Annotated in this window: 17 protein-coding genes; 14 read left to right on the top strand and 3 right to left on the bottom strand. The window is 63.9% G+C overall.

All coding sequences use genetic code 11. From position 1 onward, the window contains the following. Positions 1–118 precede the first annotated feature (118 nt). Complete coding sequence (locus ACIPHN_RS02845) at positions 119–1636, bottom strand: efflux transporter outer membrane subunit (protein WP_400432422.1); 1518 nt, start codon at positions 1634–1636, stop codon at positions 119–121. 242 nt (positions 1637–1878) lie between these two features. Here ACIPHN_RS02845 and ACIPHN_RS02840 point away from each other — a divergent pair, with 242 nt between their 5' ends. The 9 genes from ACIPHN_RS02840 (at position 1879) to ACIPHN_RS02800 (ending at position 9655) form a co-directional block, all read left to right on the top strand. Beyond that, a complete protein-coding gene (locus ACIPHN_RS02840; protein ID WP_198983437.1) occupies positions 1879–2505 on the top strand; it encodes a TetR/AcrR family transcriptional regulator in 627 nt (208 codons plus the stop codon). Positions 2506–2706: 201 nt separating this feature from the next. Next, positions 2707–3336, top strand: a complete 630-nt coding sequence (locus ACIPHN_RS02835) for a methylamine utilization protein (RefSeq protein WP_400432419.1) — start codon at positions 2707–2709, stop codon at positions 3334–3336. Positions 3337–3369: 33 nt separating this feature from the next. Continuing rightward, positions 3370–5760, top strand: coding sequence for a putative bifunctional diguanylate cyclase/phosphodiesterase (locus tag ACIPHN_RS02830; protein WP_400432416.1), 2391 nt, complete (start codon positions 3370–3372; stop codon positions 5758–5760). Positions 5761–5800: 40 nt separating this feature from the next. Next, positions 5801–6808 (top strand): DUF3034 family protein, encoded by a 1008-nt coding sequence (locus tag ACIPHN_RS02825; protein ID WP_400432413.1) that lies wholly within the window; start codon positions 5801–5803, stop codon positions 6806–6808. Between the two features lie 10 nt (positions 6809–6818). After that, complete coding sequence (locus ACIPHN_RS02820) at positions 6819–7274, top strand: group 1 truncated hemoglobin (protein ID WP_400432410.1); 456 nt, start codon at positions 6819–6821, stop codon at positions 7272–7274. Between the two features lie 99 nt (positions 7275–7373). Further along, entirely contained in the window at positions 7374–7745 is a 372-nt protein-coding gene (locus tag ACIPHN_RS02815; RefSeq protein ID WP_400432407.1) for a hypothetical protein, read from the top strand. A gap of 24 nt (positions 7746–7769) precedes the next feature. Then, positions 7770–8327 (top strand): RNA polymerase sigma factor, encoded by a 558-nt coding sequence (locus ACIPHN_RS02810; RefSeq protein ID WP_400432404.1) that lies wholly within the window; start codon positions 7770–7772, stop codon positions 8325–8327. Next, positions 8324–9208 (top strand): anti-sigma factor family protein, encoded by an 885-nt coding sequence (locus ACIPHN_RS02805; protein WP_400432401.1) that lies wholly within the window; start codon positions 8324–8326, stop codon positions 9206–9208. Before ACIPHN_RS02810 ends, ACIPHN_RS02805 begins: the two co-directional genes overlap by 4 nt. A gap of 258 nt (positions 9209–9466) precedes the next feature. Next, a complete protein-coding gene (locus tag ACIPHN_RS02800) occupies positions 9467–9655 on the top strand; it encodes a hypothetical protein (RefSeq protein WP_400432398.1) in 189 nt (62 codons plus the stop codon). Positions 9656–9754: 99 nt separating this feature from the next. Here the strand turns inward: ACIPHN_RS02800 and ACIPHN_RS02795 are convergent, their stop codons facing one another. Then, positions 9755–10090, bottom strand: a complete 336-nt coding sequence (locus ACIPHN_RS02795) for a helix-turn-helix domain-containing protein (RefSeq protein WP_400432395.1) — start codon at positions 10088–10090, stop codon at positions 9755–9757. Continuing rightward, positions 10071–10448 (bottom strand): type II toxin-antitoxin system RelE/ParE family toxin, encoded by a 378-nt coding sequence (locus ACIPHN_RS02790; protein WP_400432392.1) that lies wholly within the window; start codon positions 10446–10448, stop codon positions 10071–10073. The genes ACIPHN_RS02795 and ACIPHN_RS02790 overlap by 20 nt, the downstream gene beginning before the upstream one ends. Positions 10449–10680: 232 nt before the next feature. Here ACIPHN_RS02790 and ACIPHN_RS02785 point away from each other — a divergent pair, with 232 nt between their 5' ends. The 5 genes from ACIPHN_RS02785 (at position 10681) to ACIPHN_RS02765 (ending at position 14603) form a co-directional block, all read left to right on the top strand. Further along, positions 10681–10872 (top strand): YjfB family protein, encoded by a 192-nt coding sequence (locus tag ACIPHN_RS02785; protein ID WP_400432389.1) that lies wholly within the window; start codon positions 10681–10683, stop codon positions 10870–10872. Between the two features lie 231 nt (positions 10873–11103). Next, positions 11104–11406, top strand: coding sequence for a helix-turn-helix domain-containing protein (locus ACIPHN_RS02780; protein ID WP_400432386.1), 303 nt, complete (start codon positions 11104–11106; stop codon positions 11404–11406). Continuing rightward, positions 11403–12740: a type II toxin-antitoxin system HipA family toxin gene (locus tag ACIPHN_RS02775; RefSeq protein WP_400432383.1), complete on the top strand. Its 1338-nt coding sequence runs from the start codon at positions 11403–11405 to the stop codon at positions 12738–12740. Before ACIPHN_RS02780 ends, ACIPHN_RS02775 begins: the two co-directional genes overlap by 4 nt. Further along, complete coding sequence (locus ACIPHN_RS02770; RefSeq protein WP_400432380.1) at positions 12737–13636, top strand: pseudouridine synthase; 900 nt, start codon at positions 12737–12739, stop codon at positions 13634–13636. The genes ACIPHN_RS02775 and ACIPHN_RS02770 overlap by 4 nt, the downstream gene beginning before the upstream one ends. Before the next feature lie 70 nt (positions 13637–13706). Further along, a complete protein-coding gene (locus ACIPHN_RS02765; RefSeq protein ID WP_400432378.1) occupies positions 13707–14603 on the top strand; it encodes a LysR substrate-binding domain-containing protein in 897 nt (298 codons plus the stop codon). Positions 14604–14609 lie beyond the last annotated feature (6 nt).

Here is a 14609-nt window from a genome sequence, read left to right as displayed (position 1 = left end):
CAATTCTTTTGTAGGCGGACAATCGGACTGGCCGCATCTGCGGCAGTCCGTCCCTGGCGTCGGTCGGAAAGTGGAGAGACCGACGGCAGGGCCAGGTTCAATTCAGGACTTCAGGACATCAGGGTTGCTGGCTGGCAGGGGCAGCGCCGCTGGCCGGGCTGTTCAGGGCCAGTCCGGCCTGCTGGGCGTCGAAACCGCCGCCCAGGGCCTTGTAGAGCGCCACCTGCTGGTCGCGCCGCATGGCTTCCAGTGCCACCAGCGATTGGCGCTGTGCCAGTACCGAGGTCTCGGCCGAGAGCATCGTCAACTGCGACACCAGGCCGATACGGTAACGCTCGCGCGCCAGCTCGTAGGCCCGCTGCGCGGCTTGCAGGGCTTCGCGGCGAATCGGCAACTGGCGCTCGGTCGAATGGATGGACGCAATCTGGCGGGCCACGTCGGCATAGGCATCGTTGAGCGCCTTGTTGTAGGTCGCCACGGCCAGGTCGTAGTTGGCGTATTCCCCCTTGAGGCCGGCACGCAGGGCGCCACCCTCGAAGATGGGCAGCGAGATCGCCGGTCCGAAGGCGATGCTCTTGCTGGCCGAGGTGAAGGGGTTGGTGTTGGTCAGCGTATCGAAGCCGATCATGGCCGACAGGTTGATATCCGGATAGAAGCGCGCCTTGGCCACGTCCACGCCACGGCTGGCGGCTTCCACCTGCCAGCGCGCAGCCACGATATCGGGACGGCGGCCCAGCAGGTTCAGCGGCAGGTCGGCCGGCAGGCCCGGCGTGGCCAGGTTCTGCAGGGTCGGCGGGGCCAGCTGCAGGCCACGGTCAGGGCCACGGCCGCTCAGTGCGCCCAGTTGCTGGCGCAGCAGCACGATCTGGCCTTCGCTTTGCTCCAGCTGGGCGCGGGCGTCGGCACTGCTGCTACGCGACTGGTTGCGCTCGATCTGGGTATCCAGACCAGTACGCACGCGCTCGGCGGTGATGCCTTCCAGGGAGCTGCGCTGCTGCACCGTGCGCGCCAGGATGTCATGCACCGCATATTGTGCGGCCAGCTGGCTGTAGGCGGCCACGATGGAGGTGGTCAGGACCAGGCGGGCTTCCTGCTCGCTGGCTTCGGCCGCTTTCTCGCTGGAAATGGCCTGCTCCAGGGCGGCCTGGTTCTTGTGCCACAGGTCCAGCTCGTAGCCGACATTGACGCCGGCTTTTTTCTCATTGAACCAGTTCCCGCCATAGGGCTCGGGATAGATGGTGGTGCTGGAAAACTGATTGCGGATGATCGAGGCTTCCGCATTCACGTTGGGCAGCAGCGGCGCGCCGCGCGACTCGGCCAGTGCGCCGGCGGCGGCGATGCGTGCCCGTGCCTGCTGCAGGTTGGGGCTGCTGGTCAGGGCTTCGTCGATGAGGGCGGTCAACTGGGCGTCGCCGAGCTGGCGGACCCAGTCGCTGCCGGGCCAGCCGCTGTTGGCGCTGCCGCCAGCGGGATCCGAGAGGCTGCGTTGCGTCGCGAAGTCGGACGCCTGGGCCGGGTGCTTGTCGCTGCCGATGCCGCTGAAGCTGGCGCAGCCCGACAATCCGAGCACACCGACCAGCGCTGCAACGGCCGCGATCGCCCGCGGCCTGGTGGCGGGCGAGGTGAAGCGTTTCATAGGTTTCTCCACGATGAAGTGTTTGGCGATACGAGTTCTTGTGTGAGTTCGCGCCGCCTTTCCTGGACTGCCGTGCGCGCCGGGCTGTACGGGCCTAAGAGGCCGATGGCGTGGGTTTGCGAGTGGGCTGTTGAGGGGCGGCGAGTAAAAACTCATTTTTCGTATTATACTTCGAGATACGAACAATCACTCATGTTGGGAATTTGCGTCGGGGGCGCGTAAATTCCTTCTCCAGGCTCACAATGAAACTGCAACCCAGAAAAGAACCTCGCCAGGCACGTTCGCGGGCGATGGTCGATACCATTCTTGACGCCATGTCGCGCGTGCTCGTCGAGCGCGGCTATGCCAAGACCAATACCAATCTCGTGGCCGAATCGGCCGGCATCAGTGTCGGTTCGCTTTACCAGTATTTTCCCAACAAGGATGCCCTGATCTTCGCCCTGCGCGAACGTCATGTCACCCGCATGCTCGGCCTGTTCGAGGATGTGGCCGCGCACATCGATGCAGCGGGTTCCCTGCACAGCGATTTCGAGGCCCTCATCGGCGCGCTGGTGGCGGCCCATCTGCTGGAGCCGGAGCTGAACCGCATCCTCGAAGAAGAATTCCCGGCCTACAACCTGCCGGTCTCCACCGAGATCCGCCAGCGCTTCTTCGATGCCATCCGCCGCGTGCTGGAAAAGCATCGCGCCAGCCTGACCACGCCCGACCTGGATGTGGCCACCTTCGTGGTGCAGCGCATGCTCAAGGCGCTGATCAACGCGGTGGTGCTGACCGGCCCGGGGGGCTTGTCGCCGGGCAGCGTGCGGCCGGAGATCCTGCCGGCGGTGATCGGTTACCTGACGGCTCCGCGCAAGGATTCACAGGCATAATCGCTGTGGTGTAGATATGCGTCTAGAGGCAGGTCCGGGGGCTCTCGTGAGGGAGGGCGCGGGCGTGCCGTGGGGAAATTCAGAAACTTCCCGATATCAAACAGGTGTAGCTCCCGTATAGTGAAGGGAAATGCTTCCTGGATACATCTCGGGAGACCCTCCGCGACACTATTGAACGACATCAAAATGCGGCGAACAAACATGATCAGGGCTGGAGGCGCAGGGGCGCTCCTGCCGTTGCTGGCTTCTCTGCTGGGCATGGCCTTGCCGGCGGCACCGGCACAAGCAGCGCTTGCGGTGCAGGTGCTGGATACGGCCGGGCAGCCGGTGCCCAATGCGGTGGTCTATGCCGAGCCGGCCACACCCTTGCCGACGCCGTCCAAGCTGCGCCAGGTCGAGATCGAGCAGAAGAACAAGACCTTCTTCCCGCTGGTGACGGTGGTGCAGACCGGCACCCCCATCCTCTTTCCCAATCACGATACGGTCAGGCATCACGTCTATTCCTTTTCACCGGCCAAGACCTTCGAGCTGAAGCTCTATTCCGGCGTGCCTGGCAGCCCCGTGGTCTTCGACAAGGCCGGTACCGTGGTGCTGGGCTGCAATATCCATGACGAGATGGTGGCCTTTGTCCAGGTGGTCAATACGCCGTACTTCGGCGTGACCGACCGCAGCGGTACCGTGCACCTGGAGGGGATGGGCAACGGCAAGTACACGCTCAAGGCCTGGTATTTCCGCATGGGCCCCAATGAGGCCGCCGTGGAGCAGCCCCTGCAGCTGCAAGGGGAGGCCAAGGCGGCCATCAAACTCAACGTCAAGGCAGTGCCTCTCTGAGGCGGCCTGCTGCATCGCAAGCGGGGGGCTAGGGTGCGTTTATACCGGCTGGAAAGCAAGATCGTCGCGCTGTTCATCATCCTGATCGTGGTGGTGCAGCTGGCCGGCTTCGTCGCTATCCGTACCGCCATCGACCGCAATGCCCGCAGCGCCATCAGCGAGGAGCTGGTGCTGGGCCAGCGCGTGTTCGTGCGCCTGCTGGAACAGAATGCCCAGAAGCTGACCCAGGGCGCGCGCCTGCTGGCATCGGACTTCGGCTTCCGCCAGGCCATCGGTACCGATGACCGCGAGACCATCGCCTCGGTGCTGGCCAATCACGGCGCCCGCATCGGCGCTTCCAAGGCCATGCTGATCGGCATCGACGGCCGCATTCGCGCCTCCACCGTGGAATATCCCGATACCGACCTGCAACGCAGCAGCCTGGAGCTGGTGCGCAAGGCCGGTGACAGCAATGGCGCCTCCGAGAATGTGGTGATCGGTGACAGCCTGTACCAGATCGTGGCCGTGCCGATCAAGGCGCCGGTGACCATTGCCTGGGTGGTGATGGGCTTCCCGGTCGATCGTCAGCTGGTCAGCGACATGCGTGAACTGTCGTCGCTGCAGGTCTCCATCCTGGTCAGCCAGCGTGGTGCCCGTGGCTGGACGGCCGATGTGTCCACGCTGGCGCCGCCGGAGGCCTCCATGCTGGTCCACGAGGTCGCCAATCCGGCCGTGCGCGCCGCTGCCCTGGCCGACCTGCAGATCGATGGCAATCAGTATCGTGCGCGCCTGCTCCCGCTGGCGCGTGCCAGCAATGGCCAGGAGGCGGTGGCCGTGCTGCAGCGTTCGGTCAGCGAGGCGGTGGCCCCCTACCAGCGCCTGCAGGTGATCCTCTTGAGCATCACCGTGCTGGGTGTGCTGGGCGGCGCCGGCGCCAGCGCCGTGATGGCGCGTCGCATCACCAGTCCCCTGCGCGAACTGGCCAGCGTGGCCAAGCGCCTGGGGACCGGGGACTACAGCGAAGGCCTGTTCATCCGTCGCCACGACGAGATCGGGCGTCTGGGCAATGCCTTCGAAACCATGCGCGGCGAAATCGCCCAGCGCGAGATCAAGATTACCCGGCTGGCCTACCAGGACCAGCTCACCGGCCTGCCCAACCGGGTGCAGTTTGCCGACCTGCTGCGCGAGGCGATTGCGCAAGCCGCGGCCAGGTCTGGCGGCAGTTGCCACATCCTGATGATGGACCTGGATCGCTTCCAGCAGGTCAATGACGTGCTGGGCCACAGTTTTGGCGATGACCTGCTGTGCCAGGTGGCGGCCCGCCTGGCGGACCAGTTGCTGTATCCCGGTGCCAAGGTGGCGCGCCTGGGTGGCGACGAGTTTGCCATCCTGTTGCCCGATGTCGATCTCGATGGCGCATTGAACCAGGCCATGCAGATCCTGCGCGCGCTGGAGCAGCCCTTGTCGCTGCAGGAGCAGACCGTGGATCTGGGGGCGGGCATCGGCATTTCCGGCTATCCGGCGCATGGCAACAACAGCGATACGCTGCTCAGTCGCGCCGAAGTGGCGATGTACATTGCCAAGCGCAAGGGCAGTGGCGTGCTGGTCTACGACCCGGCCATCGACCAGAGCAGCCAGGAAAGCCTGTCCCTGCTCTCCGAGTTGCGCCGCGCATTGGAGCGCGACGAATTCATGCTCTACCTGCAGCCCAAGCTGGACCTGGGGTCGGGCGACGTCATCGGTGGCGAGGCGCTGGTGCGCTGGATCCATCCTGAGAAGGGCTTCATCGGCCCCGATAATTTCATTCCCTTTGCCGAGACGACCGGCTTCATCCGCATGCTGACCACCTGGATGATGGAAAAGGTGGCGCGCCTGTCGGCCGAGCTGCAGGCGCAAGGGACGGCACTGAAGTTCTCGGTGAACCTGTCCACCCGCGACCTGCTGGACCAGGAATTGCCGATGACCTTCGAGGCCATCCTGCAGCGGCACCGGCTCAAGCCCTCGGCGCTGTGCCTGGAGATCACCGAGAGCGCCATCATGGATGACCCGGCGCGGGCGCAGCATACGCTGGAACGGCTATCGGCCATGGGCTTTGCACTGAGCATTGACGATTTCGGTACCGGCTATTCCTCGCTGGCCTACCTGAAGCGCTTGCCAGTGGACGAATTGAAGATCGACAAGTCCTTCGTCATGAAGATGGCGCAGGACCAGGACGATGCCAAGATCGTGCGTTCCACCATCGACCTGGGCCATAACCTGGGTTTGCGGGTGGTGGCCGAGGGCGTGGAGAGCGAGGCGGTCTGGTTCCTGCTGCGCCAGATGGGCTGCGACCAGGGACAGGGCTACTTCATGGGCAAGCCGATGCCGGTGGATCGTTTCCTGGAGTGGCTGCATCAATGGCGGGCACCCGCCACGCTGGACCAGTCGGAGAACGTGGCGGTCTGAGATCCTGGGCAAGGGGAGGGGAACAATGGGGGAGAGAAGAATGAACAAGACCATCAGGGGCGGTGCTTGGGCAATGTTGATGCTGTTGTCCTTACCTGCGCTGGCGCAGGTGCAGTTGACACCGGCGCAGCGCGATGCCTGGACCGCCGCCCAGGAGAAGAAGGCTGAGCAGGCCATGCGCGGGGCCGACGCTGCTGCTGCCGATGCGGCACCGGCGAGTACAAACGACCGCTGGATGCCCGACCTGGGCAAGCTCTTGGCCACCGGCGGCGTGATCCAGGTGGAGGGCGCCGGTGGCGGTGGGCTCACCCCCTGGGCGCTGATCACCGGCTATGGCACGCGCGACAGCTATGGCGCCAATGCCCACTACACCTATCTGACGACCCAGGACTACACCCTCAAATCCTACGGCGTGGCCGTGGGCATCATGGACCGGGTCGAGTTGTCGGCGGCCAAGCAGGAGTTCTATGGCAGCCTGGCACCGCTGAACAATCTCAAGATCACCCAGGATATCTTCGGTATCAAGGTCAAGCTGGCCGGTGACGCCGTCTACGACCAGGATCGCTGGCTGCCGCAGATCGCCGCCGGTGTGATGCTCAAGCGCAACAATGGCATCGGCGGCCTGGGGGCGGTCACCAGCGTGAAGCAACTGGGTGCGGCCAGCGAGAGCGGTATCGACTACTACCTGTCGGCCACCAAGATCCTGCTCGACCAGAGCCTCCTGCTCAACGCCACCTTGCGCCTGACCAAGGCCAACCAGATGGGTTTGCTGGGCTTTGGCGGCGACAAGGGCGACCACTACCAGGCCATGGGGGAATTCTCGGCGGCCTACCTGATCAATCGCAAGCTGGCCGTGGGCGCCGAGTACCGGATGAAGCCCAACAACCTCGCCGCCGACAACGAGAAGGATTACTACGATGCCTTCCTGGCCTGGTTCCCCAGCAAGAACCTGTCGGTGACCCTGGCCTACGTGGTGCTGGGTGACATCACCGTCTACAACCCGACGCGGCAGCGCGGCACCTATCTGTCGCTGCAGGCCGGATTCTGAGGAGCACACGATGAACACGCGCAAGATCTCGCAAGTGCTGGCCGGGCTGTCATTGGCATGTGCACTGGGTGCGACGGCACCGGTGCAGGCAGAGGCACAGGCACAGGCCGATGCCTCGTTGTTCCATGACCTGGGCGGACTGCCGGTGATCCGGCAGACGGTGCATGATTTCATGGTCGCCATGCTGGCCGATCCGCGCATCAGGCATACCTTCGATGGCGCCAATCTCAAGCGCGTGGAAGACAAGCTGGTCGAGCAGTTCTGCATGTTGAGCGGCGGCGGCTGCGACTACACGGGCGATCCGATGAAGGAAGTCCACCAGGGTCTCAAGCTCACCAATGCCGATTTCAATGCCCTGGTGGAAGACCTGCAGCTGGCCATGGACAAGAATGGCATCGCCAGTCGCACGCAAAACCGCTTGCTGGCCCTGCTGGCGCCGATGCAGCGCGATACCGTCACCCGTTAGCGAACATTTTTTCCCGGTGAGGGAATAATCAGGCCTTGGCTTCCGTATACGTCGGCATGGGTATGGCACATTGCGCAACCCATCCTGAAAGGAAATGACATGAGACTGCTCGCAACCTCCCTGCTGGCGCTGGCTTGCGCCGCCACTTCCATGACCGCCGCAGCCCAGGGCGCGGGCGTGAAGGCCGTCGACGGCGTACTGGTCGATGCCCAGGGCATGACCGTCTATACCTTCGACAAGGACACCGCCAACAGCGGCAAGAGCGTCTGCAATGGCCCTTGCGCCAAGCTGTGGCCGCCTGTCGCCCCCATGGGAACTCCGATGGCGCCGTACTCGACCGTGACGCGCGACGATGGCAGCGCCCAGCTGGCCTACCAGGGCAAGCCGCTGTATCGCTACGAGAAAGACGCCAAGGCGGGTGACCGCGATGGCGACAACTTCAAGGATATCTGGCACGTGGTCAAGCCCTGAGTCCGCCAGCCAGCGCCGCCGACCATGTTTCGACGCAAGCCCGGCCCCGAGCAGGCCCGCCTGGCCGATGAGCAAGCCATGCTGGCTTGCCTGCCGCGGCTGCGCCGTTACGCCCGCGCCCTGACCGGCGAGCGCGAGAGCGCCGACGACCTGGTCCAGGACACCCTGGAGCGGGCCTGGCAAAAGCTGGACAGCTGGCAACGCGGCAGCGACATGCGGCCCTGGCTGTTTGCCATCATGCACAACCTGCATGCCGATGCGCATCGCAAGCCCGGCCTGGCCACCGTAGAGCTGGAGCTGGCCGGGGATGCGATGGTCGCCGCCGACCTGGCGCGCGATCATGGCCTGGCGCTGGATCTGGAGGCGGCGCTGCGGCTATTGCCGGCCGAGCAGCGGGAAGTGTTGCTGCTGGTGGGGCTGGAAGAGATGCGCTATGAGGAGGTGGCGACCACGCTGGGGATCCCGGTGGGGACCGTGATGTCGCGCCTGTCGCGTGGCCGCGAGCGTTTGCGGCGTCTCATGGAAGGGCCGGATGGCCGCGGTGAGGCGGCGCCCGGCGCTAGCCTGAAGGTGGTGAAATGAAGACTTCGGCATTTGATCAAGACGAATTGCATGCCTACGCCGACGGCCTGTTGCCGGCGGCGCGTGCCGGCGAGATCGCGTCCTGGCTGGAGCGGGAGGGCGCCCATGGCGAGTTTTCGCGGCAAGTACGTGCCTGGCGGGCGCAGAACCGCGCCCTGCACGCACACTATGCCCCGGTACTGGAAGAACCCTTGCCGCCGCGCCTGGCTGCTGCGGTGCTGGCCGGCGGTAGCGGCCAGGACTATGCAGCCCGCCACCATGTGGGTACCGCCGCTGAAGCTGCCAATGCATCCTCCTGGCGGCGCGTGGCTGCGATGCTGGTATTGACCGTGGTGGCCGGCGCTGGCGGCTGGCTGGCGCACGACCTCTTCGACGGTCGCGTCAACGGCAGCGGCATGCTGGTGCTGGCGCGCCAGGCTGCCGTGGCCCATGTGGTCTACAGCAGCGACCTGCGGCGCCCGGTGGAAGTCGGGGCCGACCAGGAACAGGCCCTGGTAACCTGGCTGTCGCGCCGTATCGGCGCCAATGTGCGCGCGCCCAAACTGGCGCCGCTGGGCTACGAGCTGATCGGTGGCCGCCTGCTGCCGGGGCAGAGCGGGCCGGTGGCGCAATTCATGTATCAGGATGCGGCCGGACAGCGGCTCACACTCTATGTCTCGCGCGACCAGGTGCAGAACCGCGATACCGGATTCCGCTTCGCCCAGGAGGGCAGGGTCAACGTGTTCTACTGGATCGATGGCCAGTTCGGCTATGCGCTCTCAGCCAGCATGGGCCGCCCCCAACTGGCCCGCATTGCCGGATCGGTCTACGAGCAACTGGCGCCGTCACCGGCGGCGGCATCGTCGCCTTCTACTTCCCCTTCTTCTCCTTCTTCGCGCTGAGGCGCTTGCTTCTTCGTTCCCGCATCACTGCCGCATCACAGTCACGTTGCAAGCCTGTAGCGCCGGCCATGGCTGGCTGCGTTTACAAGTGCAAAAGCGGGTAAGGAAGCGCCAATCACCGTTAAGAGTGGGTGTACTGTTGCCGCTAACACATTTACCCATGACGTAAAGCTTGCACACACATGATAGGGGGAAACTGAAACATGTGTAGACAGGACGACGTCATGGCCCAGTTGCAGTTCAAACAAGGAGTTTCATATGGAGCTAGCAACTCTCGCCACTGGCGCGGCAACGGCCTGGTTGGCCGACAAGGCGGCACAGTCCGTCGGCATCGACCTGGGCAAGGTCGCCAAGACGGCGGTGGATGATGTGGTAGGGGTCGCCGCTGCGGTGGCACGCCTGCCGGCCAATGTGAATATCGGCCGTATCATCAATACCATCGTCTGAAGGCATGGCATGTGGCGCGCGGTATCGGCGCCAGTTCTGATCGCACCCTTCGGGGTGCGATTTTTCTTGGTGCATCCGGTGCAACCGCGCCGATCCTGCTCAGGAGATGGACAGCGTCAATTGGCCGATGGATCTGGCTGAGGCACTGACCTTGATGTCGATGTCATACCCCAGCCGGTTCAGGCAATCCATCAGCTTGCGTTCAGAAAGATTGCTGAAGTCGCCCCGCATCATCCCCGATACCTTGGGCTGAGGAATGCCCATGCGCTTGGCGGCAGCTTGCTGCGTCAAGCCGAGCTGGCGCATCGCCTTCCTGATCTCGACCACCAGGCCGGTCTTGATCTTCAGTCTGTCGGCATCGGGCAGGTCGAGGTCGGCAAAGACATTGTCCGAACTGCGGTGGATCTGGATGCCGTCAATACTCGTGGTTTTCATTTCGTAACTCCTTGGCCCGTGCTTCGGCGACTTTCATCCTGGTACGGATGATGTCCATGTCCATCTTCGGGGTGGCGATGCCGCGCCTGCTCTTCTTCTGGAAGCAATGCAAGACGAATACGGCCTCTGCAAACCGGACCGTATAGACCGCGCGGTAGGTATCACCCATCCAGTCTTCGATGACTTCAAGTACGCCGGCGCCGCCGAAGCCTCGCAGGACCTTGGCCGCATCGTCACGATCGCCCAGTTGCGCCAGTGACAATGCATAGCCGAACCGTTGACGCACTGGCGGCGGCAGTGCCATCAAGTCTTTGTAACTGCTCGCGATCCATTCGAGCGTTTTTTGATCCCTGAACATGGTAGCAAGTTATACCTGTTCAGGTAAACAACGTTCGGATGCTTATATAAATGCCATTTCTCTCAACACAATTCAGGTGCCGGGCTGGCAACTTTCTGTCGAAAAAGCGCATATTTTTCGATCTTCACGCCGATAAATTTCTTGATCCCTGTAAAGATTCGGAGTCCAATACCGTAAATGAGGGACCGGGTGATCAATCCTGTTACCTGGTTTCCCCCTAAAGGAGTAGTCCATGGATGTAACGCAAATTGCATCGCTGGCCACCGACATGGCGACGTCGCAGACGGCTGACCAGGTCAATGTCCTGATGCTCAAGAAGGCGCTCAATACCCAGGCCGCTGCGGCCATTGGCGTGCTGCAGGCACTGCCGCCACCGCTGCCGGCCAATCCCAATATCGGTCGCAACATCAATACGACCGCCTGAGCGCCAGTCTCATCATTGAAAATCGCAGTCCCAGGACTGCGATTTTTTTTGCCTGTCCGTCTCGAATCCATCCCGGATTCATCTCGGATGCGGCAAGCCAGCCGCTTCCGGCTTCCAAAAAAGTACAATTAACTAGTCGAAATATAAAAAATCCATTTTATTGTTCTTGTGCTGTCATGGATGCTCAATATAATGTTCTTATGAGTAAAAGATCATTTAATTGGATCTGACATGACCAACCTGCAAGACATCGGCCACCGCATCCGCCTGGCCCGCAAGGCCCGGGGCCTGACTGCCATCGAACTGGCCGGGCTGGCCGGCATGCATCGCAATACGCTGCTGGCGCTGGAAACCGGCCGTGGCAACATTGAACTGGGCAAGTTGCTGTCCCTGTGCAACGAATTGGACCTGGACTTGCTGCTGCTGCCGCGCCAGGCCGCCGCGCTGCGCGCGGCCGAGCACCAGGGGGCTGGCAGCCAGACCGAACTGGGCCAGCGCCTGCAAGCCCTGATGGGCCAGGAGGGGCAGCCATGAGCATGTTGCGATCCCTGCGTATCCGCCTGGGGACAAGCGATGTCGGCTCGCTGTTTGCGCTGGATGACGGCCGTTGCTATTTCCGCTTCGACGATGCCTATGCCCTGCAGGGCGAGTCGCGTCCTGTCCTCTCGCAGCTTTATTGCGCCTCTACTGAGGAGCGCACGCGCAGCCAGCTGCTCGATCCCACGCTGGCGGTCAATCGGGGGAACGGCCAGGGCGGCTTGCCGCCATTCTTCCAGAACCTGTTGCCCGAGGGGCAGTTGCGCAAGCACCTGGTGCAGCGCGCCGGCCTGGCGCCGGATGACGAATTCGGCCTCTTGGCCTATTGTGGTCGCGACCTGCCTGGCGACGTCTCGGCCCTGGCCGAAGAGCTCGACGAGCGCGGCCTGGGCCGCTTGCTGGGGCAGGGGCATGACAGCTACGAGATGAGTTCGGGACAGTTGCCGGTGCCGGGTGGCGAGTCCTTGTCCGGTGTGCAGCCCAAGCTGGCGCTGGTGCGCGAAGCGGGTGGGCGCTACGTGATGCGCTCGCGTGACAGCCAGGGCAGCCACTTCATCGCCAAGCTGCCGGCGACCGACTATCCCAACATGCCGCAAGTGGAATTCAGCGCGCTCACGCTGGCCGCCGCCGCCGGGGTCACGACCTGCCATTTCAGCCTGGAACCCTTGTCGGCCATCGCCGCGCAGCTGCCGTTCGGCTTGCGCAACGATGCCAGCCGCTTCCTGCTGGTGCAGCGTTTCGACCGCGATGCGCCTACCCAGACCGGTCGGCTGCACATGGAGGATTTCGCCCAGGTCACCGGCACGCCGCCGGGGTCCAAGTACGTCGGTACCTATGCGGCCATCGGTGTGGTGCTGCTGGAGCGCAGTACGCGTGGCGTGGCCGATGTGTTCGAGTTGCTGCGGCGGATCAAGGTCAACGAACTGGTGGGCAATTTCGACGCCCACCTGAAGAATTTCAGCCTGCTGTACCCCACGCCGCAGGCGGCCATCCTGTCGCCGGCCTATGACATCGTGGCCTACGCCGCCTATGTCGGTGGCGACGGGCATGCGCTGGCCTTTGTGCCGGGTCAGAAGGGCAAGCAGTTGCTCACGCCCGCCATCCTGCGCCAGCTGGCCAACCTGTGGCGTATTCCGGAGCCCAAGTTGCAGGCGGTCCTGGTGGAGACGGTGGAGCGGGCGATGACGCAGTGGCCGGCCCTGATCGAGACGCTGCCCCTGACGGACGCCCAGCGCCAGCGCCTGCTGGCCCATCTGGACGACAATGCCAGTGTCGTCGCCTGGCGTCGACGCGCGGCGCGCAAGCAGGCCGCCCAGGGGGAGGGCGCATGAGGCCCACCCCCACACTGCCGATGCGCGAAGGGCTCTCGCCCAGCTACCTGTGGCTGCAGCCGGGGCCGTGGCGCGACATGCTGTCCTTCCTGGCCGAGCGCTTCACGGCCGTATCCGCCGAGGTCTGGCGCGAGCGCCTGGTGCGCGGCGAAGTACGCAACCAGCATGGCGAGGAGCTGCGTCCACAGTCGCCTTATCGCAGCGGCGATTGCATCTTCTACTATCGCGAACTGCCGCAGGGCGAGGAGCGCATCCCCGTCGAAGAAAGGATCCTGCACCTTGACGACCACCTGCTGGTGGCTGACAAGCCGCATTTCCTGCCGGTGATCCCGACCGGGCGCTTCGTCCAGGAAACCCTGCTGGTGCGCCTGAAGAAAGCCACCGGACTGGAGGATCTGGTCCCCATTCATCGCCTGGACCGCGAGACCGCCGGAGTGATCGTGTTTTCGCACCAGCCGGCCAGCCGGGGCAAGTACCAGTCGATGTTCCAGCAGCGCAGCATGTTCAAGGTGTATGAGGCGATCGCGCCGCTGCGGGCCGACCTGGCACTGCCGCGCGTGCATCGCAGCCGGGTGGAGGAAATCCCGGAGCAGTTCTTCAAGATGTACGAGGCGCCCGGCGCGCCCAATTCGGAAACCCATATCTCGCTGCTGGAGCAGCGCGGTGCGCTCGGCCTGTACCAGCTGGAACCGGTCACCGGCCGCCGTCACCAGCTACGGGTGCATATGGCCGCGCTGGGAATACCCATCGTCAACGACCTGTTCTATCCCGATGCGGTGCCGGTGGGTGTGGCCGATGACCTGGAGCGCCCCCTGAAGCTGCTGGCGCGCTCGCTGTTCTTCATCGATCCGCTCGATGGCAGCGAACGCCACTTCACCAGCGAGCGCCAGCTCTAGGTCATCAAGCGCGCGACCAATGAAGTAAAATTCGTTTATTCCAATAAACAATGAACTTTGCTCATCGATCATGCTGGATCGCATACATCTATCCATCGTCCTGGAGGTGGAAAAGCAGGGCTCCCTGACCGCTGCGGCCGGCGTGCTGCACGTGACGCAATCGGCACTCAGCCATAGCATGAAGAAGCTGGAGCAGCAGCTGGGCACCGATATCTGGCTGCGTGAAGGCCGCAGCCTGCGGCTCACGCAAGCCGGCCAATACCTGCTGGCCGTGGCCAACCGGGTACTGCCGCAACTTAACCTGGCCGAGGAGCGCCTGCGCCAGTTCGCCCAGGGTGAGCGTGGCGCGCTGCGCATCGGCATGGAATGCCATCCCTGCTACCAGTGGCTGCTGAAGGTGGTGTCGCCCTATCTGGCGGCGTGGCCGGACGTGGATGTGGATGTGAAGCAGAAATTCCAGTTCGGCGGCATCGGTGCGCTGTTCGGCTATGAGATCGACCTGCTGGTCACGCCCGATCCGCTGGACAAGCCGGGCCTGGTCTTCGAACCGGTCTTCGACTACGAACAGGTGCTGGTGGTGGCCGCCGGCCACAAGCTGGCGGAGCAGGAGTACGTCACGCCCCGGCAGCTGGGCAGCGAGGTGCTGGTGACCTATCCGGTGCCGGTGGATCGCCTGGACATCTACACCATGTTCCTGGCCCCGGCCGGTATCACGCCGCGGCGCCACAAGACCATCGAGACCACCGACATCATGCTGCAGATGGTGGCCAGCGGTCGCGGCGTGGCAGCCTTGCCGCGCTGGCTGGTACTGGAATATGCCGCCAAGATGGCGGTGGTGCCGGTGCGGCTGGGTCAGCAGGGCATCGCCAAGCACATCTTCCTGGGCGCGCGCGAATCCGATGTCGGCATCGACTACCTGCGCGCCTTCATCGAACAGGCCAGGCAGCCGCAGCCGATCCTGGCCTGAGTTCGC

Origin of the sequence: Herbaspirillum sp. NPDC087042, from assembly GCF_044745245.1 — a bacterium.
In the GTDB taxonomy this organism is placed as follows: Bacteria; Pseudomonadota; Gammaproteobacteria; order Burkholderiales; family Burkholderiaceae_D; genus Herbaspirillum.
Note: the sequence above shows the minus strand (reverse complement) of the source record. Positions and strands in the feature narration are given on the sequence as shown.